The organism is Brevibacterium paucivorans, assembly GCF_016907735.1.
In the GTDB taxonomy this organism is placed as follows: Bacteria; Actinomycetota; Actinomycetes; order Actinomycetales; family Brevibacteriaceae; genus Brevibacterium; species Brevibacterium paucivorans.
Genome location: NZ_JAFBCP010000001.1, coordinates 2239736 through 2264439 on the forward strand (window position 1 = coordinate 2239736; position 24704 = coordinate 2264439).

Sequence of the window (24704 nt, forward strand, 5' to 3'; positions counted from 1 at the left end):
GAATTAAGCGTACCGGTGCTGTCCGAGTGACCGATGTGAGGGGTCAAAGATCGAAGCGTGACACGCGTCATAGTGATTCGATTTGGCATATGCGAAAAGACGTTATAGAGTTTCTATTCGTTGCCAGGGAAACCTGACACGCGGATGTGGCTCAGTTGGTAGAGCATCACCTTGCCAAGGTGAGGGTCGCGGGTTCGAGTCCCGTCATCCGCTCTGGCGCCGGTCAGTTTGATCTGGACTCGGCGATCGCCTCCGCGGTGGCGTGGCCGAGAGGCGAGGCAGCGGCCTGCAAAGCCGTATACACGGGTTCGAATCCCGTCGCCACCTCGACCGGCGCGATTGGCGCAGCGGTAGCGCGCTTCCTTCACACGGAAGAGGTCACTGGTTCGATCCCAGTATCGCGCACGCGTGTTCAGCACATGTGCACAACAACTAAATACGCATGTTTACATGCGCGATTGGCGCAGCGGTAGCGCGCTTCCCTGACACGGAAGAGGTCACTGGTTCGATCCCAGTATCGCGCACACATCACCCCGGTTCAGGCCGGGGTTTTTCGTTCCCAGCTCTTGAAATTGCCGTTTGAAACAGAATCGCAACAGGTTAGCAACATCTCAGCTCACCATTGTTTGTGTGAAGTCATTAGGCTAGGAATGTATTTTCAACAAAGGAGATCAGATGTCTAACCCATACGGTGGCTCTAGCTACCCAGGTGGAGGAAGCAACACCCCACCGTCAGCTCCTGGATCACAGCCCCCCTCACCCAGTTCCCCTCAAGCTCCTCAGTACGGGGGCGGCAACTACGGAAGCGGAAGCTACGGCGGCAGCTCTGCCGGGCAATCAACTCCAAGCGCTCCAGGATCGCCGAGTGCACCAAGTGCCCCAAGCAGCCCGGGAGGTCCTTCGTACCCTGGCGGTTCAAGTACCCCCGGTGGCCCTGGTAGCCCAGGTGGCCCCTCGTACCCTGGTGGTCCACTCGGTGGATCTGGTAACACCAGCGAAAAGAACGGTATCGGCCTCTGGGCGATGATCCTGGGTCTGGCCGGAATTGTGTTTGGTCTCCTCACCGGTCTCCCCGGTGCCATCATGGGTATGATCGGGCTGAAGAACGTCAAGAACGGCGAAGCCGACAACAAGGGGCAGGCACTCACCGGTTTGATCGCCGGTATCCTCACCTCGCTTGGAAGCCTGATCGGTGGCGTTATTGTCATCATTTTGATCGCAGCCGGTGCTATCGGCGCCGGCTCGGGTAAAACCGAACCCACATCGCCAGAGCGCCCCGGATCTCAAGGCCAAGAACCCGGCGGCCAAGAACCTGGTGGTTCTGGTGGCCAGGAACCTGGTGGCTCCGGCGGTAGTAGCGATGGCGGCGATGGCGGCGGCAAGGCCCCTGAAATCGACAACGGGATCAACCTGGCGGTTCGCTCCAAACAGGTTACGGCTGGTTCGTATGCTGTCCCGTCTGAAGCTCAGAACAGCGAATACATGTTCATCGAGGTCAGCCTCAAGAACAACTCCTCATCCGACTACCAGGTGCCGTATCCACTCATTACGGCAGATCTCGATGGTAAGAACCTCGACAGAGTCACCGACATCGACAACCAGAAGAAAGGTGCAGGCGATTGGCCTAGTTCCATTGCCCCTGGTGAAGAAGCAATCTACCAAACTGGATTCCTTGTGACGGGTGCAGACGCAAAGCGTGCGAAGGTCACGGTGCGACTCGGCGGCAAGAAGTACGACTTCAAGAACAGCTGATCCTCTCCTTCGCATATGGCCCAGGTAAATACCTGGGCCTTTTGCGTATCATCGGAAGGGATAGAATCGGTGCTGTGCTCAGTGCACAACGCAATCAATTGGACAGGAGACAAACGTGGCAGACATCGTGACCCTCGACGGTGAGAAAATCGACTTCGAGGACGGCATGACAGCCACGGAGTTCTTCGCTGGGCGCAAAGACGTTATTGCGATCCGGCTGAACGGGGCGCCTGCCGATCTGGACCGAGAGCTTCAGCCGGGTGACACGGTTGAACCGATCGTTATCTCTGAACCAGACGGGCTCGACATTTTGCGCCACTCGTGCGCGCACGTCGTCGCACAGGCGGTTCAGGAACTGTACCCAGGTTCCAAACTCGGTATCGGCCCGTACATCACCGACGGTTTCTACTATGACTTCCAGGTCGAAGAACCGTTTACGCCTGAAGACCTCAAAGCGATCGAGAAAAAGGCCCAGCGGATTGTGAAGGAAGGGCAGACCTTCCACCGCGTGGTCGTTGACGAGGAAGACGCGATCCGCCGCGAAGCCAACGAGCCGTTTAAGCTCGAACTCATTCAAGACAAGGGCAAAGGCGCTGAAGGAGCCAGCGTCGAAGTGGGCGGATCGGAACTGACGGTGTATGAAAACCGCAACCGCAAGGGCGAAGTCGTGTGGCAAGACTTGTGCCGTGGACCGCACCTGCCCAGCACCAAACTCATCGGTAACGGTTTCGCCGTCACCCGCGCCTCGGCCGCATACTGGCGAGGCGACCAAGACAACGCCAGCCTGCAGCGCGTGTACGGAACCGCGTGGGCAAGCAAAGACGACCTCAAGGCGTATCAAGAACGCATCGCAGAGGCCGAACGTCGCGACCACCGTCGCCTGGGTGCCGAACTCGACCTGTTCAGCTTCCCCGACGAACTGGGATCGGGCCTTCCCGTTTTCCACCCCAAAGGTGGGGTCATCAAACGCGAAATGGAAGACTACGTGCGCGCCCGCCACATTGAAGAGGGCTTTGAGTACGTGGGCACCCCACACATCTCGAAAGAGGCCCTGTACTACACCTCGGGACACTTGCCGTACTACGGCGAAAACATGTTCCCTGCCATGCAGGTGGACGAACAGCGCGACGAAAACGATGAAATCGTGAAGCAGGGACAGCCGTATCGCTTGAAAGCGATGAATTGCCCCATGCACAACCTCATTTACCGCTCCCGAGGTCGTTCCTACCGGGATCTGCCACTGCGGCTTTTTGAGTTTGGGACGGTGTACCGTAACGAGGCATCGGGTGTGGTCCACGGTCTGACTCGCGTGCGTGCGCTCACCCAGGACGACTCGCACTCGTACGTAGCGGTCGAGGACGCGGCCAGTGAAATTAAACACCTGCTTAACTTCATGCTGTCGCTTCTGCGCGACTTTGGACTAGACGACTTCTACCTTGAGCTGTCCACGCGTGACGCGGAAGGCAAAAAAGCCAACAAGTTTATTGGTTCTGATGAACAGTGGGAGGAAGCCACTCGGACGCTTGAAGAAGTGGCCCGCGCAACTGGTCTGGAACTGGTTCCGGACCCGGGTGGTGCGGCATTCTACGGACCCAAGATCTCGGTGCAGGCGCGCGACGCTATTGGACGCACGTGGCAGATGTCCACAGTTCAGCTGGACTTCAACCAGCCGGAACGTTTTGACCTCGAATACCAGGCCGCCGACGGCAGCCGTAAGCGCCCAGTGATGATTCACTCGGCCAAGTTCGGTTCGATCGAACGGTTCTTGGGCGTTTTGACTGAGCACTACGCGGGCGCTTTCCCGGTGTGGCTCTCGCCCGTGCAGGCTGTTTTGGTGCCGGTCGCCGACGAATTCGTTCCGTATGTCGAAGAGATCGCGCAGAAGCTCAAGGCACACGGCATTCGCGTTGAGATCGACGACTCCACGGACCGTTTCCCCAAGAAGATCCGCAACGCCTCGAAGTCAAAGGTGCCGTACACGCTGATCGCCGGGGGAGAGGACCGCGACGCTGAGGCCGTGTCGTTTAGGTTCCGCGACGGTTCGCAAGAAAACGGTGTTCCAGTGGAACGGGCCGTGGAACGTATCGTGGAAGCGATCAGAACTAAAGCGCAGGTGTAATCCATGATTCCTGAACCGGAGGCAGCTGCCGGGTTTCCCGGCGAACCGGACGGTCTGCAGCGGCTGTGGACTCCCCACCGCATGGTGTATGTGGGTGGCGAGAACAAACCCAAGGACGGTAGCGAGAATGAGTGCCCGTTCTGTGTGGCACCCACCAAGTCCGACGAAGACGGCCTGATCATTGCCCGCGGTAAAACCGTGTTCGCAGTGCTCAACTTGTACCCGTACAACCCGGGTCACTTGCTCATCTGCCCGTACCGCCACGTGCCGGACTACACGGACCTGACCCAGGAAGAGACGCTAGAGTTCGCACAGTTTTCGCAAGAGGCCATGCGGATGATCCGCCGGGTCTCTAAGCCTCACGGTTTCAACTTGGGTATGAATCAGGGTGCGGTCGCGGGTGCTGGTATTGCCGCGCACCTGCACCAGCACGTGGTTCCTAGGTGGGGTGGGGACGCGAATTTCTTCCCCATCATTGCGCAAACCAAAGCGTTGCCACTCGTTCACGGCCAGGTTCGTGAAATGTATTCTGAATCCTGGAATACGCCCGATGCGTAAAGGCTCGCGCACACACTACTGCCCTCAACCGTAGTCCCGTTAGGTTCGAACGTGCTCAACGCAATTGCTCGCGCGGCGTTTACAAAATTGTTCACGCCGCTCGCAAAACTCCTCATCAAGCTCGGACTTGGCCCCGATGCTGTCACCGTGGTGGGGACGTTAGGCGTATGCCTTGGCGCTTTGGTGCTCTACCCTATGGGGCAGTTGTTTTGGGGAACCGTCGTCATTACGTTCTTCGTCTTTGGTGACATGCTTGACGGGATTATGGCGCGCCTTTTGGAACGTAATTCCACGTGGGGAGCGTTCCTGGATTCGACGATGGATCGTCTGGCAGACTCCGCCGTATTCGTGGGTCTGGCGCTGTGGTATTTTCTTGGTGCCAACGATCCTCTGACGGCCCTTTTGGCTCTCGCTTGTTTGGTGACGGGATCGATCGTGTCATACGTCCGTGCCCGAGGTGAGGGGTTGGGTGTGCAGGCATCCGGGGGGATCGCTGAACGCGCCGACAGGCTACTGGTGACGCTGGTCGTGACGGGTTTGGTGGGGCTAGGACTTCCCGATAGTGTGCTTACTATAGCTCTCGCGATACTCGTTGTGTTGTGCTGTATCACCATCGCGCAACGTATGAGTAATGTGTATGTGCAACTTCGTTCCAAGGAGACCGATTGAAAGTCCGCTATGCAGCACGTGTTGTGCTCATGAATACCCAGGGTTCGGTGTTCATGTTGAAAGCAAAAGACCTCGGTGACTCCAGTAAAACGTGGTGGATGACATGTGGGGGTGGCGAAGAAATGGGGGAACTCCCCGCACAGACCGCAGCGCGTGAACTCGCTGAGGAAACGGGGATCGAATGTGAGCCCACCGAACTCGTGGGTCCACTCGCTCACCGGCATGCGGTCATGGAGTTCACGAGCCACACGCTCCACCAGGACGAAGTGTTCTTTGGTCTCGTGGATGACTCAGATGTGGACTTGGAAGAGGCACTGTGGACTGACGTTGAGAAAGCCTCGATCGTGGGTGCCAAATGGTGGACCCGCGAAGAGCTGGAAACCACCTCGGAGACCTTTTACCCCCGCCAGCTGGTTGACCTGATGGACTTGGTGAGTTCCGGGCAGGTGCCCGAATCCCCGCTCGTGCTCGACTAAAAGACGCAACCAGAAGAGGCGCGTACAATAGCGCTCAGATTTTACGAAAGGAACTGTTCATGGCAGGTCACTCCAAATGGGCGACGACAAAACACAAAAAAGCAGCGATCGATGCGAAGCGTGGCAAGCTCTTTGCCAAGCTCATTAAGAACATCGAAGTTGCAGCGCGCAACGGAGGGGCTGACGTAGCAGGTAACCCTACGCTGTACGACGCGATTCAGAAGGCAAAGAAGTCCTCTGTTCCAAACGACAACATCGAACGCGCGGTCAAGCGTGGAGCAGGCATTGACGGTGGCGGTGTTGACTACCAGACCATCATGTACGAAGGCTACGCACCTGGGGGAGTCGCGCTCCTCATCGAGTGTCTGACCGACAACCGTAACCGTGCGGCCTCGGAAGTTCGTGTGGCTGTGACGCGCAACAACGGAAGCATGGCAGACCCCGGTTCGGTCTCCTACAACTTCAACCGTAAGGGCGTCGTGGCTGTGCCGGTCGAAGGCACCAGCGAAGACGCCATCCTGGAAGCCACGTTGGACGCGGGAGCTGAGGAAGTGAAGGACCAGGGTGACACTCTGGAAGTCATTTCGGAAGCCACCGACCTGGTTGCTGTGCGTACCGCACTGCAGGAAGCCGACATCGACTACGACAGTGCTGAAGCCCGGTTCGTGCCTAACCTCGAAGTGCAGTTGGACGCGGAAACCGCCAAGAAAGTGTTCACGCTTATCGACGCTCTCGAAGACCTCGACGACGTGCAGAACGTGTACTCGAACGCCGACGTCACCGACGAAGTGATGGCCCAGCTGGAGGCCGAAGAGGACTAATGCGCATTCTGGGAGTCGACCCGGGGTTGACTCGCCTGGGCTTGGGTGTGATCGACGCGGGCCGTGCCAGGCAAGCGCGCATGGTGGCGGTCGACGTCATTCGCACCCCTTCACACGACTCTTCGGATGTGCGTTTGGGGCGCATCGCGGATGCGTTCGACACGTGGCTGGACGACTACCGGCCGGATGTTGTGAGTATTGAGCGGATTTTCGCGCGCAACGACGTGTCCACGATTATGGGCACCGCGCAAGCGTCCGGGCTCACGATGGGGCTGGCCGCGCGCCGGGGGATCCCCGTGGCTATGCACACACCGTCCGAGGTGAAAGCGGCTGTCACAGGAAACGGGCGGGCCGACAAGAAGCAGGTCACCCATATGGTGACGCGCATTCTTAAACTCGACAGCCCGCCAAAACCGGCTGACGCCGCCGACGCTCTCGCGTTGGCGATCTGCCACCTGTGGCGAGGCGCCTCGGCTGGTCTTTCCACCCCGGGGGCCACGAAGGACGTGGTGGACCGGCAACGCGCTAGCCGGCAGGGTGACAATCTCACACCGGCGCAACGTGCGTGGGCACAAGCGATCAGGGACGCGCGCTAGAGCGGTCCCACATCCCAGTGGATACATGCGCTAACGTAGAATTAATCGCACATATGTTCCCAAAGGATGTCCATTGATTCGGTACCTCGAAGGCACAGTTCACACAGTTTCGGCCAATTCGCTCACCGTTGTCACCTACGGGGTTGGGCGGGAAGTTTTTGTGACTCCTGCGGTAGCCGGCCGGGTGCGCACGGGTTCAGAAGTCGCGTTGCACACCGAGCTCATTGTTCGCGAAGACGCGCTGACCTTGTACGGCTTCGATACGCCCGGCGAACTGAAGCTGTTTTCCACGTTGTTGGGTGCAAACGGGGTCGGGCCCAAGCTCGCCTTGGCGATTCTTTCCGTGCTGTCACCGGACCAGGTGTACGGCGCAATTTCGGACAACACTCCTAAGGTGCTCACGGCGGTACCGGGAGTTGGCCCCAAGGTCGCCGCCAAGCTCATCGTGGACTTGCAGGGTAAGGTGCCTACCACCTCGGCCGTTCCTTCTTCCGCAGCAGGGCCCGCCAGCGCCGAGGTGGTGCAGGCTCTTGTGGGTCTGGGCTGGAAAGAAGCGGCTGCGATCAAAGCGGTGGAGACGGTGGCACCGGATATGGACGGGGCGTCGGTGGCCGACTTGCTCAAGGCGGCGTTGCGTGAACTCGGTGGTTCGCGGTGAGCGACAAGTCCTATGAGGTAGATTTTGGCGACTCCGGTCTCACGGGGGCAGAAGAAGAGCGCCTCATGCGTTCCGGGGCCGGTGATGCTGAGCGCGCGCAGGAAGCGGCTTTGCGTCCCAAGGGGCTTGCGGAGTTCGTGGGGCAGAAACAGGTGCGCGAGCAGTTGTCGCTGGTTCTCGACGCGGCGAAGGCCGGTAAGCGCACACCGGATCACGTGTTGCTGTCTGGGCCGCCCGGTCTGGGTAAGACCACGTTGGCCATGATTATTGCTGAGGAAATGGGTTCGCACATTCGCATTACGTCGGGCCCTGCCGTTCAGCATGCGGGTGATTTGGCGGCGATTCTGTCGTCGCTGGATGAGGGTGAAGTGCTGTTCATCGACGAAATTCACCGTGTTGCGCGCGCTGCCGAAGAAATGTTGTACGTGGCCATGGAGGACTTCCGTGTCGATGTGATCGTGGGGAAGGGGCCTGGAGCCACCGCGATTCCGCTGGATCTTCCGCCGTTTACATTGGTGGGGGCCACCACCCGGTCGGGGTTGTTGCCTGCGCCGTTGCGTGACCGCTTTGGATTCACGGGGCACCTGGATTTCTATACGTCGCAGGATTTGCAACGGGTGCTTGAGCGCTCAGCCGGCATGTTGGGCATCGAAGCGGATGAAGCGGGTTTGGCCGAGATTGCGCGCCGGTCGCGGGGCACTCCGCGTATTGCGAACCGACTGTTGCGGCGCGTGCGTGACTGGGCGCAGGTCCGAGGTGACGGTCACATTGATCTGCACGCGTCGCGGTCTGCGTTGAACGTGTACGAGGTGGACGAACGCGGCCTCGACCGTCTGGACCGGGCAGTTCTTTCAGTTTTGTGCGAACGGTTCAATGGGGGACCGGTGGGTCTGTCCACGTTGGCTGTGAGTGTGGGTGAGGAACCGGAGACGGTTGAAGAGGTCGCTGAACCGTTCTTGGTGCGTGAGGGCCTGATGACGCGCACGCCGCGCGGACGAATCGCCACGCAGACAGGGTGGCAACACATCGGTTTGACTCCGCCAGACGACCCGGCGTTGTTTTCGTGATGCGCGTGGTCTGTTGCTAATTGGGTGTTGCTCAGTTAGGTATTAGACTACAATTTTGGCGTTAATTGACATCGAAAGGGTTTGGTCGTGGAGATTGTTCTTCTGTTAGCTCTTGGTGGGCTCCTGCTGTTCTTTATGCTCAACACGCGCAAACGGCAGAAGACACAGCAAGAGAAACTTTCGAACAACTTGCGTGTAGGCGCAACCGTGATGACCAGCTTTGGGATGTTCGGTACGGTGACCGACGTCGACGATGACGGGATCAAAGTCACTGTCGAGACGACACCTGGAACAAGCGTGGTGATCCACCGGCAGACCATTGCGCAGATTGAGGCACCTCAGGACGAAGAGCCTGTTGCTGGTGCGGGCGCGACGACTGAAACGACCACCGAGGAAGACCTCGTTGCTGAGAAGCCTGACGCTCACACATCTGACGCCGATAAAACTGACGCCGACAAGGCGCCGCGCATCACCGACGCTGAACTCGACGCTATGAACGAAGCCAAGCGCAACGCTAAGAACACGAACGCCAAAGACAACGACCCCGCTGACAAGAACGATTCCGACAAGAAGTAATCATCGTGGCATCTATTGACAAAAAGCCTCGTCCTGTGCGCCGGTTCCTGGCGCTCGGAGCTTTTATAGTAATTATCTTCGCCCTTGTGGGCGGTGGCGCGGTTTGGTCGAACGCGACCTGGTCGCCCAAACTGGCTCTTGACCTCGAAGGTGGAACGTCCATCATCTTGGAGCCACAGCTTGAAGACCAACAGGTCACACGCGAGCAGTTGCAACAGGCGGTTGCGATTATTCGCCAACGTGTGGACTCAACTGGTGTGTCAGAAGCTGAAATTAGCACCCAGGGTGACCGCAACATTGTGGTGAACCTGCCGGGCAACCCCGATGAAGAGACTCGTAACCTCGTTCGCTCTTCAGCCCAGTTGGCATTTAGGCGAGTCGCGCTCGTAGGTGCGCCAACACCTATCGACCAGCAGCAGAAGGAAAATTCCGAAGAGGACAAGGCTCCAGAGCTGTCCGAAGAGGATCAGAAGAAGCTCGATGACCTGTTGGGTGGCCAGAATGGGCAGGGTCAGCAAGGCCAGCCTGAGCAGGGTCAGCCCGAAAAGGGAGCTCCTGAGCAGGGTCAGCCCGAAAAGGGAGCCCCTGAGCAAGGTCAGCCAGAACAAGGCCAGCCAGAACAGGGCGCACCTGCCCCCGCTCCTGGGCTTGAGGGCCCCCAGGAACCCGCGAACCCCGGTTCTACCAACATCCGCCCGGTAGCGCAGCCAGCCCCACCAAAAGAGGGCGAACAACCACAACAGAAGCCTGAAGAAGAGCCAAAGAAGGAAGAGCCTTCCAAGCTTCCTGAAGATTTCGAGCCTGGTTCCCAGGACGACGTGCCACGTTTCAAGCCGGAAGATCAGCAGTCCTGGATGAACCCCGAACTGCTTCAGGAATACGCAAAGCTTGACTGCACCAAGCCGGAAAACCGGGTTGGTGGAGACTCCGGTCCACGCGATGAACCGATGGTGTCGTGTGATCAATCGGGTGAAGCGAAGTACATTCTGGGGCCTGTTGAGCTCGCCGGTTCTCACGTGAAGGATGCGAGCTTCGGCTATGAGACGACCTCGCAGGGAACCCAGACCAACCGCTTGGCTGTTTCGATGGAGTTCGACGACTTTGGGCGCGACGTGTTCGGTAAGGTGACGTCGGCTGTCACGGGTGCTCAGCAACCGTATAACCAGTTTGCAATCGTTCTTGATGGTCTGGTGCTCTCGGCTCCGGTGTCCCAGAGCGCGGTGACTGACGGTCGCGCTCAGATCACTGGTGACTTCAGCGAAGAAGAGGCGTCAACGCTTGCGAACCAGCTGAAGAACGGTGCTCTGCCTATCAGCTTTAAGGTGCAGAGTGAGCAGCAGATTTCACCCACACTGGGTGCCGACTACCTCAAGGTGGGTCTGATCACCGGTGGAATTGGTCTGCTGTTGGTGGTCGTTTATTCGCTCCTGCAGTACCGCGTGCTGGGCTTGGTGACCGTGTCCAGTTTGGTGGTCGCCGGTGTTCTCACATGGGGACTGCTGTTGTTCGTGTCGTGGCGCTATGGCTATCGACTGTCGCTTGCCGGTGTCGCCGGTATCATCATCGGTATCGGTATGGCCGCCGACTCGTTCATCGTGTACTTCGAACGTGTGCGTGACGAGTTGCGTGAGGGCCGGAAACTTCTTTCGGCCGTTGAGGTCGGGTGGGACCGTGCCCGTCGCACGATTTACGCCTCCAAGGCCGTGAACATGTTGGCCGCCGTGATTCTGTTCATTCTGGCTGTGGGGTCCGTCCGTGGGTTCGCGTTCACGCTCGGTTTGACGGTGATCGTCGACATCGTGATCGTTGTTCTGTTCACGCACCCCATGCTCCAGGTGCTGGCGCGCACGCGCTTCTTTGGTGAGGGCCACCCCATGTCGGGTATGGACCCCCGCCAGCTGGGTGTCAAGGCGGAAGCGTACCGAGGTGCCATGGGACTGGATCTGGAAAAGGCACGGAAGAAGAGCACGGGTCGCTCCCACAAGGAAGCCAAACGACGCGATGAATCCCGTGCGCGTAAGTCGGGCCCGACCTTGGCAGAACGGAAAGCGGCTGAACGTAAAGCCTCAACCGTGGACACCAAAACGAAGACCACGGAGGAAGACGCATAATGAAGCGCTTTTTTGAGTTTGGTAACCGCCTCCACTCGGGTGAAACGTCAATCCCGTTCGTGGGAAAGGGCAAGCTGTGGCTGTCGATCGCTACAGTGCTGGTGATCCTGTCCCTGCTCATCCCCGTGGTGGGTGGCTTCAACTTGGGTATCGCCTTCCGAGGTGGTTCCGAGTTCGAGATTTCCAACGTGAAGTCCAACGACCCACAGCCCGGCATCGACGCAACCAACAAGACAGTCAACAACGCCGAGGCAACGGGCGTTCCCCGGTCGGACACCTCGGTCCGGGTAGAAACCCGCCAACTTTCCGACGAAGAGATGCAGAAGGTGCGCGAAGCCTTGGTGAAGGCGTACAGCGTGGAAAACAAGGACGTTACGTCCAACTTCGTTGGTCCGCTGTGGGGTCAGGACATCACCAACAAGATGACGCGCGCCCTGGTGATCTTCGTGGTCATTTCGATGATCGTCATGGCGTTGTACTTCCGCACGTGGAAGATGTCGCTGGCAGCTATTGCTGGTCTGTTCTTCGTCATGATCACCACCATGGGAATTTATTCGGCTTCGGGCTTTGAAGTGACGCCCGAGGCGGTGATTGGGTTCCTGACGGTCCTGTCGTTCTCGCTGTACGACACCGTGGTGGTGTTCGACAAGATCCGCGAAAATACGGCGGACTTCAAGAAGAACCGCAAGCAGACGTTTGGCGAGCTGGTGAACTTGGGTGTCAACCAGACCACGGTGCGTTCCATTAACACTACGGTGATTTCGATCCTGCCCATCGCGTCGATTCTGTTCATCGGTGTGTTCATGCTTGGTGCGGGAACCCTGGTCGATATTGCCCTGTCGCTGTTCGTAGGTACCATCACGGCAGCCGCGTCCACCCTGTTTGTTGCCTCACCGCTGTACTACTTCTTGCGGAAGAACGAGCCGGCTGTGCGTGAACAGGAAGAGGCTGTTCTGGAAGCACGCGGGTCGAAAAAGACCGCAGAGCCCGCCGCTGTGTAGTAGGGCTCAATGGCGCAACCTGACTCGACGTCCAGAAGGCCTCGCGGGATTTCTCGCCTGGCCTTTTGGACTGCCCGGAGCCAGAACGCTCCGCAAGTTCCCAAGGCTTTGGGGCCGTTGCTTTCAGCGGTGGCGGAGAACCACCCCAAGGCCGACATCAACATTGTCCTCAAGGCGTATCGAGTAGCTGAAAAAGCCCACCGCGGGCAGACGCGCAAGAGTGGCGACCCGTACATCACGCACCCGGTTGCGGTGGCCACGATTCTGGCTGAGATCGGCATGATGCCGGTGACCTTGGCGGCAGCGCTGTTGCACGACACTGTCGAAGACACCGACTACGGCATGGACCAGTGCCGTGAAGAGTTCGGTGACGAAATCGCGCTCATGGTCGATGGCGTGACCAAGCTCGACAAGATCCAGTACGGAGCGGCGGCACAGTCGGAAACCGTACGCAAAATGATCGTGGCCATGAGCCGCGACATCCGCGTCCTGGTCATCAAGCTGGCCGACCGCTTGCACAACGCACGCACCTGGAAGTACGTGCCTGCCTCGTCTTCTGAACGCAAGGCCCGCGAAACCCTGGATATCTTCGCGCCCCTGGCCCACCGCCTCGGGATGAACACCATCAAGTGGGAACTGGAGGACCTGTCATTCCAGGTTCTGTATCCCAAGGTGTACTCCGAGATTGTGCGCATGGTCGCAGAGCGCACGCCCGAACGCGAAAAGTACCTGGCGACCGTGTCTAAAGAGCTGGGACGCGAACTCACCGGGGCGAAGATCGAGGCCACCATTACGGGACGTCCCAAGCACTACTATTCGATCTACCAAAAGATGGTGGTGCGCGGGCACGAGTTCGCCGACATTTATGACCTGGTGGGTGTGCGTGTTCTGGTGGAAACGGAACGCGAATGCTACGCGGTCTTGGGTATTGTTCACGCGAAATGGTCACCGGTGGCGGGCCGTTTCAAGGACTACATCGCGATGCCCAAGTTCAACATGTACCAGAGCTTGCACACCACGGTGATCGGGCCTACGGGCAAGCCGGTTGAGATCCAGATCCGTACGCACGAGATGCACCGGCGTGCAGAGTTCGGTGTGGCTGCCCACTGGAAGTACAAGGACCGTCGCAAGGCGAGCGGAACCACCTCGGGACGCATGGCAAAAGTGGGCGACGCGGGCGAAGTCGACCAGGTTCAATGGCTACGCCAGCTGTTGGACTGGCAACGTGAGGTCACCGACCCGGACGAGTTCCTGGACAACCTGCGCTACGAGGTCAAAAGCGCGGACGTTTACGTGTTTACGCCCAAGGGTGACATCATCACGCTTCCGGTGAATTCGACTCCGGTGGACTTCGCGTACTCGGTACACACCGAGGTGGGTCACAAGACCATGGGCGCGCGCGTCAACGGGCGTTTGCTCCCGTTGGACACACAGTTGAAGAACGGCGACGTTGTCGAGGTGTTCACGTCCAAGGACGAAAACGCTGGGCCGTCGCGTGACTGGTTGGCGTTTGTCGCGTCACCGCGGGCGCGCAACAAGATTCGCCAGTGGTTCTCTAAGGAACGGCGCGAAGAGGCCGTTGAAAACGGTCGCGATCAGTTGGCACGTGCGATGCGACGCCACCACTTGTCGGCTGAGCGGCTCATGAGCCAAGAAGCGCTGGTGGTTGTCGCCAACGAGCAGCGGTTGCCCGACGTGACGGCGTTGTATGCGGCGATTGGGCAGGGCACGATTTCGGCGGCCCACGTGGTTGACTTGTTGGCCAAAGAAGTCGACAGTTCGCAGGACGATTCGAACGAGACCACGATCCCACCGGCGAACCCCACGGGTAAGTCCCGCGGCCACCACTCCTCGTCCGAAGGCGTGCGCGTCGTGGGGGTCGACGACATCCTCATCAAGCTGGCTAGGTGCTGTACCCCCGTTCCCGGTGACCCGATTACCGGGTTCGTGACGCGCGGGTCCGGGGTTTCGGTTCACCGCAAGGACTGCACAAACGTGGCGTCCTATGACACGGAGCGCTTGGTCGAGGTCGAATGGAACGACACGTCGTCGGGCGTGTACTTGGTGCAGATTCAGGTGGAAGCGTTGGACCGTGCCGGGTTGCTGTCGGACATTACGCGCGTGCTCAGCGAGACGCACGTGAATATTTTGTCCGCATCTGTTGCGACGTCGAAGGCGCGTGTGGCTCAGTCGCGGTTCGTGTTTGAGATTGGCGATGCGAGCCATTTGGACAATGTGCTCAATGCGGTGCGCAAGGTCGATGGTGTTTTCGACGTGTACCGTTTGAAATCAACCTAGGTTCGCGATCAGCGGGTCAGCGTGGCGGACCAGTCTTCGTAGGCGGGTCAAGCGCGGGCGACGGTACAGGCCTCGCAGGAAATTGGCGAAGGCCACGCGTGTTTCAGCGGGGATGCTCAGAAGCAGGTCGCGTGCGCGTTTCACGCTGGTTTCTGGTGCAACGCGGTCTTCGCACAGTTCGTACATGAGCGCGTAGAGCGTTGCGGATTCGGACGTCACGAAGTTCTCACCGAGTTTCACTGTGTGCCCCTGGGGTACCAGGTTGTCGTGGATGTGGTATCCGTTGTGAATTGTGCGGATCCGCTTGCGTCTGGTTGGGGAGACCGAGGTGGTTTCCGGCGCCATGCCTTCTCCCCACCACACCCAGTAGGCAGTTTCGTGAGAGAAAGCCACGTGTGTGAAACCGGGGGTAGTGAGCGCGTTGCACCGCACGGCGGGGGTGATGGGTTCACCTGATGCGACCCAGCACTGACCTGTCAGTGGGGTCAGTAGTCCATCCAGTTCAAGTGAGATGAGCTGGTGGTGTGAGAGTCCTTCTCCCGCTCTGAACAGTTGTGTCATGTAACAACTGTGACCGGTTTTGCGGTCAATTCATAGAGGGGGAGAAGGATCTGTGGATAACTAGCCGAGTTCCTGTGCGGTCTTGCTCAGCTGGTCGTACCACGCCTGCTTGGTGTTGAGAGCTTCTTCAGCTTGGGAGATGCGCTTGGAGTCACCCTTTTCGCGTGCGGCCTCGAGTTCCTTGCGCAGATCCTCAAGAGCGTCTTCGAGCTGAGCCATGACGCCGCTGGTGCGGGCCTTGGTTTCGGGGTTGGTGCGCTTCCATTCGTCATTTTCAGCGTCGGCGAGCGCGCGCTCAACTTCGCGCAGTCCGCCTTCCATACGGGATACATCGGCGCGTGGGACGCGGCCGGCGTCTTCCCACTTTTCCTGGATGGTGCGCAGTTTTGTGCGGGTCGCTTCAATGTCTTCGATAGGCAACAGGGCGCGTGCCTGTTCCAAAAGTTCCTCTTTAACCTTGAGGTTCTCCTGGTATTCAGCGTCGATGGCTTCGTTCTGTGCGTTTCGCGCGTTGAAGAACACGTCTTGAGCTGCGCGGAAGCGTGCCCACAGAGCGTCGTCTTCCTTGCGACGTGCGCGAGGTGCGGCCTTCCACTTGTCAACGAGCTTGCGGTACTTGGCCGCGGTTTCGCGCCAGTCGGTGGAGTTAGACAGGGACTCAGCTTCGGCTACGATGCCTTCTTTGATGCGCTTGCCTTCTGCGGAGCGCTTGTCGAGTTCGTTGAAGAACTCACGGCGGTGACGGTCAAAGCTGTTGCGGGCCTTGGAGAAGCGTCCCCACAGTTCTTGGTCCTGGTCCTTAGGCAAGCGTGGGGTGGTGGACTGGAGTTCCTTCCAGCGGTCGAACAGTTCGTTCATGCGCTTGCTGGAGTTCTTCCACTGCACGCGCGCGGGGTCGGTTCCGGCGATCGATTCGGCTTCTTCGACGATGGCCGCGCGTGCTTGGCGTCCTTCTTCGCGAGCTTGTTCGTGCTGCTTCTGTTGCTGTGCGTGGGCAACCTTTGCGCGTTCTTCGAGTTCGGTCAGAGAGGTTTCGAGAGCGTTCAGGTCACCAACGACGAGCGCGTCTGCGAGTGCTTCGCGCTGTTTGACGGCTGCCTGGCGAATGGTCTCACCGTTTGCACCGGCCTTGAGGCGTTCGGCTAGGAGGTCTGCTGATTCGACAAGTTCGAGGTACTTCTTGGCGAAGTAGTTGAGGGCCTGCTCGTGGTCAGCGTCGGGGTACTGGCCAACTTCGCGTTCACCGCCCACCACTTTGACAAAGACTGTGTTGTTTTCGTCCACACGGCCGAATGCGCGTGCTTTTTCCAGCTCCGCTTCTCGGTCTCGGGCAACGGGTGCTACCGGCTGGGTTCCCGGCTGAGGAGTTGCTCCTGGGCGTGGGATAGGACGAGGCTTGGGTGCGGGTGAGTCAGACATAGTTACCTAGGATTACTGTTTTGCGGTGCCGGTCGAATCACGTGTGATCACTCGGCAGTGTTGACAACATTTTTAGCATAGCTGTTTTCGCGGGTTATGGGGGATCTTCGTACACTTGCTTTATGTTTGTTCTTTCGAGTGTGGCCGAATTCTTGGGTGTCAACTGTTACGCGGTAGCGCGTGAAGGTGCATCGGAGTGTGTGCTGTTCGACGCTGGTCTCAACGGTGCTCCTGAACTTCACGAGTTGCTGAAAGAAGAGGGGCTCACTCCGGTGGCGCTCGTGCTCACTCACGGGCACCCGGATCACATTCTGGGGCTCCCGCATTTCTACGAAGAGTTCGGTGTTCTGCCCACGTACCTGCACTCGGACGACGTGTACCGGGTGGAACGTCCAGCTGACACCATGAATCCGCAGTTCAAGGCAATGCTCGCGCCACTCGTTGCGCAGTGGGAAGTACCTCAGGTGCAGCGCTATGAAGACGGCGATGTGTTGCAGCTTGCCGGACTGGACATCCGGATCGTTCACACGCCGGGCCACACAGAAGGCTCGTGCGTGTTCGAAGTGACGGAAGGAAGCGAGTCCCTTCTCTTCACTGGCGACGTATTGTTCGCTGGTTCGATTGGGCGCGTGGACTTGCCCGGCGGTGACCCGGAGGCCATGCAGCGGTCCTTGGAGATCGTGAAGGGGCTTGCGAACCAGCCGGTGTACCCGGGCCACGGTCCTGCTACGCGGCTTGACCACGAAAAGCGCGTGAACCCGTTTTTGTAACCGCAACGCGCTCTCATCGTGAGCGCTGACATAATAGGTATGGCCAGAAATCTGGGCATATAAGGAGTTAGTACTGTGGCAACCGCCAAACTTTCAGGTTTTCCCGAATGGTTACCCGCCGATCGCGCTGTTGAAGAACGGATTATCGATCTTCTCAAGCACACATTTGAGCTCAACGGTTTCGCGGGGATTCATACGCGCGCGGTTGAACCACTCTCGGCCTTGGCTAAAGACGGTGAGATCGACAAGGAAATTTTCGCGGTGTCGCGTCTGCACTCGGAGGGTGCCGAAAAGAACCCTATGGGGTTGCACTTCGACCTCACGGTTCCTACTGCGCGTTACGTGGTGGAAAACGCTGGTCACTTGAATTTCCCGTTTAAGCGGTATCAGATCCAGCCGGTGTGGCGTGGTGAACGACCCCAGGACGGCCGCTACCGCGAGTTTATCCAGGCCGATATCGACGTGATCGGCGAAGACACTCTGCCTGAGCACTTCGAATACGAAGTGCCGTTGGTCATCGTGCAGGCGTTTGACGCTCTGGGTGAGTTGGGAGTGCCGCCGGTGAAGGTGGTTGCGAATAACCGCAAGCTCATTGAGGGATTTGCCCGAGGTGTGGGTCTGGAAAACATCACCGCGGTCTTACGCTGTATCGACAAGTACGACAAGATCGGCCCGCAACGGGTAGCCGAACTTCTTCAGGAGGAGGCGGGGGCCACCTCGGCCCAGGCGGAGGCCTGCCTCAAACTGGCAGACATTGAGTCTGCAACGGCGGAGTTCGCCGAGCGGGTGGCGGCGTTGGGTGTCAGCAACGACATGCTGGACGAAGGCGTAGAAGCGCTGGTGAAGCTCATTGATCAGGCGCACGCGCAGTCGCCAGGGTCTGTGGTGGCGCAGTTGAAGATCGCCCGAGGTCTGGACTACTACACGGGCACCGTGTACGAAACCTTGTTGCAGGGGCACGAGTCCTTGGGCTCGGTGGCCTCCGGCGGTCGTTATGACGCGTTGGCGCGCACGGATAAGCGCGTGTATCCGGGCGTGGGAATGTCCATTGGGGTTTCGCGGTTGATGTCGCGGTTGATCGGTAAGGACCGGGTGCTCACGGCAACGCGCGAGGTTCCCACGGCTGTTCTGGTCGCTGTGACCGACGAAGAGACGCGCGCGGAAGCTAACAACGTGGCGCGGGCCTTGCGTGAGCGGGGGATTCCTGCGGATGTGTCGCCGGTGGCCTCAAAGTTCGGCAAGCAGATCAAGTTTGCAGATAAGCGGGGGATCCCGTTCGTGTGGTTTACCGACGGCGAATCGGGGCACGAAGTCAAGGACATTCGATCGGGGAAGCAGGAAGCTGCAGCTGCCGACGAGTGGCTTCCGCCGGCTGCGGATCTGTGGCCACAGGTCGTGCGCGTGGTGTAAGGCCTCTCTACTCCGGGTCCGGGGCCAGCGAGCCGTCGGGAGCGATGTGCTCGAACATTTGGGTGACCATGGTGACCACGTGCGGGTCGTCGACCACGTAGTAGATGCGGCGGCCGTCGCGCCTGGAGGACACCAGCCCAGCGAGGCGCATTTTGGCTAGGTGCTGGCTGATGGACTGGACCGAGGTGCCGGTCGCGTCGGCAAGTCCCGTCACGTCGTATTCGTTGTGGGTGAGAAACCACACGGTGAGCAGGCGGGTGGGCGAGGAGAGCATGCGGAAGGTTTCGGCCGCCACCTGCACTTGTGCCGAGGTGGGGTTGTCAACGTCCTCGGGTTGAGTTTCCATGCGTTCTCCTGGTTCGGGAATCATCCTGGATTAACCTAGGATGTGAATACTGACTTTTCTACTCTAGGAGACTCTTCGGTGCTACGTACTCACGAAGCTGGAAGCTTGCGTACTGACCACGTCGATCAGACGGTGACGGTGACGGGTTGGGTTGATCGTCGTCGCGACCACGGTGGGGTGGCGTTCATTGATCTGCGTGACGCGTCAGGCATCGTCCAGGTCGTGGTTCACGAAGACGTTGCTGATGAACTGAAGAACGAAACGGTCGTCAAGGTCACCGGAACGGTGAAGCCACGACCAGAAGGCAACACGAACGACGCACTGCCCACGGGTGAGATCGAGGTTGTCGACACGGATGTCGAGATTCTTGCGCAGTCGGCAGCGCTTCCGTTCCAGGTGTCGGAGCACGCGGAAGACTCTAAGGTGGGCGAGGAAACGCGCCTGAAGTACCGCTACTTGGATCTGCGTCGCCCGGCCTCGGGTAACGTGCTGCGTCTGCGTTCGGATGTCAACAAGACGGCTCGCCAGGTGCTGGACAAGCACAAGTTCATTGAAATTGAAACGCCTACGCTGACGCGTTCGACGCCTGAAGGTGCGCGTGACTTCGTGGTGCCTGCTCGCCTGAAGCCGGGTTCGTGGTACGCGTTGCCACAGTCGCCACAGCTGTTTAAGCAGCTGTTGCAGGTGGCCGGAATGGAACGCTACTACCAGATTGCGCGTTGCTACCGTGACGAGGACTTCCGCGCCGACCGCCAGCCTGAGTTCACGCAGTTGGACATCGAGGCCAGCTTCGTGGAGCAGGACGACATCATCGCGTTGGCCGAAGAGATTCTGGTTGAGCTGTGGAAGCTCATTGACGTTGAGATTCCTACGCCCATTGAGCGCATGACGTACAAAGACGCCATGGAAAAGTACGGAAGCGACAAGCCTGACCTGCGGTTCGGTCTGCCGTTGACGGACCTCACGGAGTACTTCGCGGGCACTGGGTTCCGCGTGTTCCAGGCGCCGTACGTGGGTGCTGTTGTGTACCCGGGTGGAGCGTCGCTGCCTCGTCGCCAGTTCGATGCGTGGCAGGAATGGGCTAAGCAGCGCGGTGCCAAGGGCTTGGCATACGTGCAGGTGGGCGAAGACGGCACGCTGGGCGGTCCGGTGGCCAAGAACCTGTCGGATGAAGAGAAGGACGGTTTGGCTGCTGCTGTTGGTGCCAACCCGGGTGACGCGATCTTCTTCGCAGCCGGTAAGGCTACGGACTCGCGTGCGCTGCTGGGTGCCGCGCGCGTTGAGATCGGTGAGCGCACGGGACTCATCAAGGAAGGCGACTGGTCGTTCGTGTGGGTCGTGGATGCGCCCATGTTCGAACCCGCCGAGGACGCAGTGGCTGCCGGGGACGTGGCAGTTGGCGACGGTAAATGGACTGCTGTGCACCACGCGTTCACCGCGCCTAAGCCAGAGTTCGCGGACACGTTCGACACGGATCCGGGTTCGGCGTTGGCGTACGCGTACGACATCGTGTGCAACGGTAACGAGATCGGTGGTGGGTCGATCCGTATCCACCGGCCCGACGTTCAGGAACGCGTGTTCAAGGTCATGGGGATCAGCCAGGAGGACGCGCAGGAGAAGTTTGGGTTCCTGCTGGACGCGTTCAAGTTCGGTGCGCCTCCGCACGGTGGTATCGCGTTCGGATGGGACCGCCTGGTGTCACTGCTGGCGGGAACCGAATCGATTCGCGACACCATTGCGTTCCCCAAGTCGGGTAACGGGTACGACCCGCTCACGGCTGCTCCTGCTCCGATTACGGACCAGCAGCGTAAGGAAGCGGGCGTGGACTACACGCCGGAAGACGACGAATAAGAGTGGATCTTTTTGACGACGCGGCCGGGGGATCGGTGCTTGATCCCCTGGCCGTTCGTATGCGCCCGCGCTCTATCGACGAACTCGTGGGGCAGGACCATCTGACGTTTAAGGGCTCGCCGCTGAGGCAACTCGCCGAGTCGGACCCGCGTGGGGTAGCCGGGGCCACCTCGGTCATTTTGTACGGCCCGCCCGGGGTGGGGAAGACCACCATTGCGCACGCGGTGTCCCACGCCGAGGGGCGCCGGTTTGTGGAGTTGTCCGCGATCACTGCGGGTGTGAAGGACGTGCGCGAGGTGATCGAGAACGCCAGGCGCGACCGGGAGGTGCGCGGGCTCACCACGGTGTTGTTCTTGGACGAGATACATAGGTTCTCCAAGGCGCAGCAAGACGCGTTGTTGCCGGCGGTCGAAAACCGGCTGGTGGTGTTGGTGGCGGCGACCACCGAGAACCCGTCGTTTTCGGTGATTGCGCCGTTGGTGTCGCGGTCGTTGGTGTTGCAGCTCAAACCGCTGACAGAGGAGCACCTGCGCACCTTGGTGACACGCGCGGTGACGGACCCGCGGGGTTTGGCGGGGCAGTTCGAACTGTCCGAGGAGGCGCTCGACTACATCGTGTCGGTCGCCAGCGGGGATGCACGCAGGTCGCTGACCGTGCTGGAAGCGGCGGCCGCCTCGGCGAAGGCTGAGGGGGACGCGGGCACTGAGGACGCTGGGAAGGACCCTGGGGCGCCCGTGATTGAGGAGAGGCACGCGGCCGAGGCGGCCCAGGCCGCCGTTGTCCGGTACGACCGGGCGGGGGACCAGCACTATGACGTGATTAGTGCGTTTATTAAGTCGATTCGGGGTTCGGACCCGGATGCGGCGTTGCACTATTTGGCGCGGATGATTTCAGCGGGTGAGGATCCGCGGTTCATTTGCAGGCGCGTGGTGATTGCGGCGTCGGAGGACATTGGCATGGCCGATCCGAACGCGTTGACGGTGGCGGTGTCCGCGCAGACGGCGGTGGAGCGGATCGGGATGCCGGAGGGCCGGATTCCGTTGGCGCAAGCGGTGGTGTATTTGGCGTTGGCGCCTAAGTCGAATGCGTCGTACATGGGGATTAACAAGGCGTTGGCCGATGTGAAGGCCGGCAAGTCGGGTGAGGTGCCGCCGCATTTGCGGGACGCGCACTACCCGGGTGCCAAAGGGCTGGGACACGGCGTGGGGTATAAGTACTCGCACGACTTCCCGCATTCGGTGTCGCCGCAGCAGTATTTGCCGGATTCGTTGGTGGGCACGCAGTACTACGACCCCACCGACAACGGTTACGAAAAGGGCATGGCTGAACGGCTGGCGATCCTGCAGCAGTTGCGGGAGCCTAAGTAGCGGGCAGTATTAGGCTTCGCTGGCATCGTCACTGGCGCCGAACTTTTCGAGCGCCCGCTGCCGGCGCAGGGCCAGCGGGATCCCGCGGAGTTGGACGCGCTCCAGGTGGGTGGCGTCGTAGTCATTTTTCACGTGGGGTGTGTTCAGTGTGTACAGGGCGGCGTCGATGAAGGCCCGTGGGGAGTCGGGGTCTTCGAGAACGCGCAGTGCGCGGTCCAGTGCCTGGTGGTGGTCGTAGCCCCACAGGGGCTGTGCGGGGACGACGACGGACATGAGGATGTGTTCGCGGTCCGCGGTGAGTTTGAGATCGGTGAACGTGGGGTCTTCGACGAGTTCCAGGGCTTCTGTTCGCGGATCGGTTCCCCGGGCGCGGGCGCGTGACAGAACGTACTGGGTGAAGAACTGGTGGGTCGCCTCCCCGTAAGGGACGGTACGGAACCGGTCGACCGCCTCGGCGTGGGTGGACGGGGCGTGCGTCATGAGTTCCACGAGCGGCTTCAGGCCGTGTTTCCACTTAGGCGTGGCTGTGTCCCACCAGGCGAGGAGCTTTTTCAGTAGCGGGTGATCGTGGCGGATGCACAGGTCGGTGAGGGCGACCATGGGGTGGCGGAAGACCCAGCTGTAGTCGTCCTTTTTGGTGAGGGTTTTGCGCCAGAGCGGGGTGCACGTGTCGATGTCGTGGGTGGTGCCGAGGTCGTGGTCAACAAGGGTGCCCAGGATGAACGCGTAAGCGGTGATGGTGCGGTCAGGTTGGGTGAGGGCGTCGCGCAACCAGGTTTCGTGGGTGGCGTCGACGGTGGTGAACTCGGCGTAGGAGTCAGCGAGTCTGTATTGGTCGCCGTTGAGCCACGGGGGTGACTGTTCGAGGAGTTGTGGGAGGACATGGCGCGCGTCGTGGGCGGCTGGTTTCCATGCGGTGGGGACGGCAGGGGCCAGTTGTGGAGCGACGTCCAGGGCGTTGAGGAGGGTTTGTGCTTTGCGTGCGGCGGGTGCGCGGAATTCTACGGGGAGGCGTTCGTCGGTCACTGTGCGCAGGGTGCCGAGGTTCCAACGGGGGTAGAAGGCATCATCGCTCATCTGGTCGGTGAACCAGTCGCTCACTGCGGTGGTCACGGCGGATCTGCGTAGGTGGGTCCAGGAGTCGGGTGGCATTTCGTCGATCGTGGCTAATGCGGCAGCGACGATGTCGGGGGCGTTTGTGCCCTGGGCGTGGGCGTTTTCCACGTGGGCGCGCACCGTGATGTAGTCGCCCAGCGCGGAGTGGTTGGTTGGGGCCAGGTCTTTGAGAATGCTGAGCGTGATGGCGTTGGGGTGGTGCTCGAGTACGTGGATTGCTTCCTTGCCCATTTCGCGGGCGTATTCGCGGGCGTTCGGGTGTTGGGCCTCCAGAAGCGCTTCGAGGAGGGTGGTGCTGTGCGGGATTGGGTAGGGCTTGGTTGTGAGTTGGTCGAGTTCGTCGTGGGTGAACAGCGCGGTCTGCAACATCACGATGAGGAGGGAGTCCGTGATGTCGGTGGTGTGGTCTGTTGGCTGGTTTGATGGGTTATCTTCGGCTTGCTGCGCGCTGGTGGTGTGTGCGAGGAGGTCGTGGAGCCATTTTTGCGTGGCCGGTGGGATGCTGTGATCGTCTAAAGGATCATCGCGATTCTCACGCTGGTCGAGCTCGTGGATCTCCCTTTTGAGTCGGTCGAGGAGCCGGTAGGTGGCGTTGTGGTCGGTGAACGCGGGGAGTTCGCGTGGGGTGTCGAGGTCGAGTTGGAATGACTGTGTGTCGGTCTCGCCACCGGTCAGCTTCCAGCCGTCGGGAAGGTTGGTCAGGTGGGCGCGGACGGTTTCGCGGTCGCCACCCCAGTGGATGTACAGGGGTTCGAGGAGTTCACCCTTCTTGGTGAATGTGCGCGAGTGGGTTTGCCAGTGCCAGCCAGCGTAGGAGATGTCCTGGGGAAGGTCGTGCTGGGCTTTAGCTTCTGCCGCGTCTTCGTGGAGGTGGCCCTGTGTGTAGCGGTCCGTGGTGGGTGGGTCGAGGGCGATGAAGTGATCGTCGCTCAGGGTTTTCCACCACGAGCGGATCTGGGATAGGTGGGACTTGGTGCGAGGTGTCTCAGCCATGTCTTCAGTGTACGAACTGGCGGTTGCTATGGCTACCGTGGTAGAGTTTTCTGCTGTTGTGCCCGTTTTCGGGCGGCCTTCGTGCGCGTGGACTCGCATGCGTCGATTGCTTTCCCACAGGGGGAAACAACTGTTGCACCACGATCCGAGTTGGGCTGTGCAGACGGCC

Annotated in this window: 21 protein-coding genes and 4 tRNA genes; 21 read left to right on the top strand and 4 right to left on the bottom strand. The window is 59.9% G+C overall.

Annotation, left to right across the window (positions count from 1 at the left end):
• The first annotated feature begins 140 nt into the window (after positions 1-140).
• The 17 genes from JOE56_RS10335 to JOE56_RS10415 all read left to right on the top strand — a co-directional run bounded on the left by JOE56_RS10335 (position 141) and on the right by JOE56_RS10415 (position 14702).
• Positions 141-213: transfer RNA gene (locus tag JOE56_RS10335), tRNA-Gly, on the top strand.
• Positions 214-256: 43 nt separating this feature from the next.
• Positions 257-327 (top strand) — tRNA-Cys (locus JOE56_RS10340).
• 6 nt (positions 328-333) lie between these two features.
• Positions 334-405: transfer RNA gene (locus JOE56_RS10345), tRNA-Val, on the top strand.
• 47 nt (positions 406-452) lie between these two features.
• Positions 453-524, top strand: a tRNA-Val gene (locus tag JOE56_RS10350).
• Between the two features lie 151 nt (positions 525-675).
• Positions 676-1752, top strand: coding sequence for a DUF4190 domain-containing protein (locus JOE56_RS10355; protein ID WP_204515898.1), 1077 nt, complete (start codon positions 676-678; stop codon positions 1750-1752).
• Positions 1753-1918: 166 nt separating this feature from the next.
• The gene (thrS, locus tag JOE56_RS10360) at positions 1919-3871 is read left to right on the top strand and encodes a threonine--tRNA ligase (protein ID WP_239530843.1); all 1953 of its coding nucleotides are present in this window, start codon (positions 1919-1921) and stop codon (positions 3869-3871) included.
• A 3-nt stretch (positions 3872-3874) separates the two neighbouring features.
• Entirely contained in the window at positions 3875-4429 is a 555-nt protein-coding gene (locus tag JOE56_RS10365) for an HIT family protein (protein WP_204515900.1), read from the top strand.
• A 51-nt stretch (positions 4430-4480) separates the two neighbouring features.
• Positions 4481-5098: a phosphatidylinositol phosphate synthase gene (pgsA, locus tag JOE56_RS10370; RefSeq protein ID WP_102238139.1), complete on the top strand. Its 618-nt coding sequence runs from the start codon at positions 4481-4483 to the stop codon at positions 5096-5098.
• Positions 5095-5574, top strand: a complete 480-nt coding sequence (locus JOE56_RS10375) for an NUDIX hydrolase (protein ID WP_204515901.1) — start codon at positions 5095-5097, stop codon at positions 5572-5574. Before pgsA ends, JOE56_RS10375 begins: the two co-directional genes overlap by 4 nt.
• 59 nt (positions 5575-5633) lie before the next feature.
• Positions 5634-6395 (top strand): YebC/PmpR family DNA-binding transcriptional regulator, encoded by a 762-nt coding sequence (locus tag JOE56_RS10380; protein ID WP_102238137.1) that lies wholly within the window; start codon positions 5634-5636, stop codon positions 6393-6395.
• Positions 6395-6991 carry a crossover junction endodeoxyribonuclease RuvC gene (gene ruvC / locus JOE56_RS10385; protein ID WP_204515902.1) on the top strand — a complete coding sequence of 199 codons (597 nt, stop codon included), beginning with the start codon at positions 6395-6397 and terminating at the stop codon, positions 6989-6991. The genes JOE56_RS10380 and ruvC overlap by 1 nt, the downstream gene beginning before the upstream one ends.
• 73 nt (positions 6992-7064) lie before the next feature.
• On the top strand, positions 7065-7649 hold the full coding sequence (ruvA, locus tag JOE56_RS10390) for a Holliday junction branch migration protein RuvA (protein WP_204515903.1): 585 nt from the start codon (positions 7065-7067) through the stop codon (positions 7647-7649).
• Positions 7646-8716 (top strand): Holliday junction branch migration DNA helicase RuvB, encoded by a 1071-nt coding sequence (gene ruvB, locus JOE56_RS10395; RefSeq protein ID WP_102238134.1) that lies wholly within the window; start codon positions 7646-7648, stop codon positions 8714-8716. The genes ruvA and ruvB overlap by 4 nt, the downstream gene beginning before the upstream one ends.
• An 87-nt stretch (positions 8717-8803) precedes the next feature.
• The gene (yajC, locus tag JOE56_RS10400; protein ID WP_204515904.1) at positions 8804-9292 is read left to right on the top strand and encodes a preprotein translocase subunit YajC; all 489 of its coding nucleotides are present in this window, start codon (positions 8804-8806) and stop codon (positions 9290-9292) included.
• A 5-nt stretch (positions 9293-9297) separates the two neighbouring features.
• The gene (secD, locus tag JOE56_RS10405) at positions 9298-11403 is read left to right on the top strand and encodes a protein translocase subunit SecD (RefSeq protein ID WP_338028665.1); all 2106 of its coding nucleotides are present in this window, start codon (positions 9298-9300) and stop codon (positions 11401-11403) included.
• Positions 11403-12404 (top strand): protein translocase subunit SecF, encoded by a 1002-nt coding sequence (gene secF, locus JOE56_RS10410; RefSeq protein ID WP_102238132.1) that lies wholly within the window; start codon positions 11403-11405, stop codon positions 12402-12404. Before secD ends, secF begins: the two co-directional genes overlap by 1 nt.
• Positions 12405-12413: 9 nt before the next feature.
• Complete coding sequence (locus JOE56_RS10415) at positions 12414-14702, top strand: RelA/SpoT family protein (protein ID WP_204515905.1); 2289 nt, start codon at positions 12414-12416, stop codon at positions 14700-14702.
• Here JOE56_RS10415 and JOE56_RS10420 read toward each other — a convergent pair.
• Together JOE56_RS10420 and JOE56_RS10425 are read right to left on the bottom strand one after the other, a co-directional pair.
• Positions 14694-15263, bottom strand: coding sequence for a hypothetical protein (locus JOE56_RS10420; RefSeq protein ID WP_204515906.1), 570 nt, complete (start codon positions 15261-15263; stop codon positions 14694-14696). The genes JOE56_RS10415 and JOE56_RS10420 overlap by 9 nt on opposite strands.
• A 60-nt stretch (positions 15264-15323) precedes the next feature.
• A complete protein-coding gene (locus JOE56_RS10425) occupies positions 15324-16682 on the bottom strand; it encodes a DUF349 domain-containing protein (protein ID WP_204515907.1) in 1359 nt (452 codons plus the stop codon).
• Between the two features lie 122 nt (positions 16683-16804).
• Here JOE56_RS10425 and JOE56_RS10430 point away from each other — a divergent pair, with 122 nt between their 5' ends.
• Together JOE56_RS10430 and hisS are read left to right on the top strand one after the other, a co-directional pair.
• Positions 16805-17452, top strand: coding sequence for an MBL fold metallo-hydrolase (locus JOE56_RS10430; RefSeq protein ID WP_204515908.1), 648 nt, complete (start codon positions 16805-16807; stop codon positions 17450-17452).
• Positions 17453-17527: 75 nt separating this feature from the next.
• The gene (hisS, locus tag JOE56_RS10435) at positions 17528-18862 is read left to right on the top strand and encodes a histidine--tRNA ligase (RefSeq protein ID WP_204515909.1); all 1335 of its coding nucleotides are present in this window, start codon (positions 17528-17530) and stop codon (positions 18860-18862) included.
• 7 nt (positions 18863-18869) lie between these two features.
• Here the strand turns inward: hisS and JOE56_RS10440 are convergent, their stop codons facing one another.
• Complete coding sequence (locus JOE56_RS10440) at positions 18870-19208, bottom strand: ArsR/SmtB family transcription factor (RefSeq protein ID WP_204515910.1); 339 nt, start codon at positions 19206-19208, stop codon at positions 18870-18872.
• Positions 19209-19286: 78 nt separating this feature from the next.
• Here JOE56_RS10440 and aspS point away from each other — a divergent pair, with 78 nt between their 5' ends.
• Both aspS and JOE56_RS10450 read left to right on the top strand, forming a co-directional pair.
• Complete coding sequence (gene aspS / locus JOE56_RS10445) at positions 19287-21059, top strand: aspartate--tRNA ligase (protein ID WP_204516135.1); 1773 nt, start codon at positions 19287-19289, stop codon at positions 21057-21059.
• 59 nt (positions 21060-21118) lie between these two features.
• Positions 21119-22426, top strand: a complete 1308-nt coding sequence (locus tag JOE56_RS10450) for a replication-associated recombination protein A (RefSeq protein WP_239530848.1) — start codon at positions 21119-21121, stop codon at positions 22424-22426.
• A gap of 9 nt (positions 22427-22435) precedes the next feature.
• Here the strand turns inward: JOE56_RS10450 and JOE56_RS10455 are convergent, their stop codons facing one another.
• Complete coding sequence (locus tag JOE56_RS10455) at positions 22436-24535, bottom strand: hypothetical protein (RefSeq protein ID WP_204515912.1); 2100 nt, start codon at positions 24533-24535, stop codon at positions 22436-22438.
• Between the last annotated feature and the right edge of the window lie 169 nt (positions 24536-24704).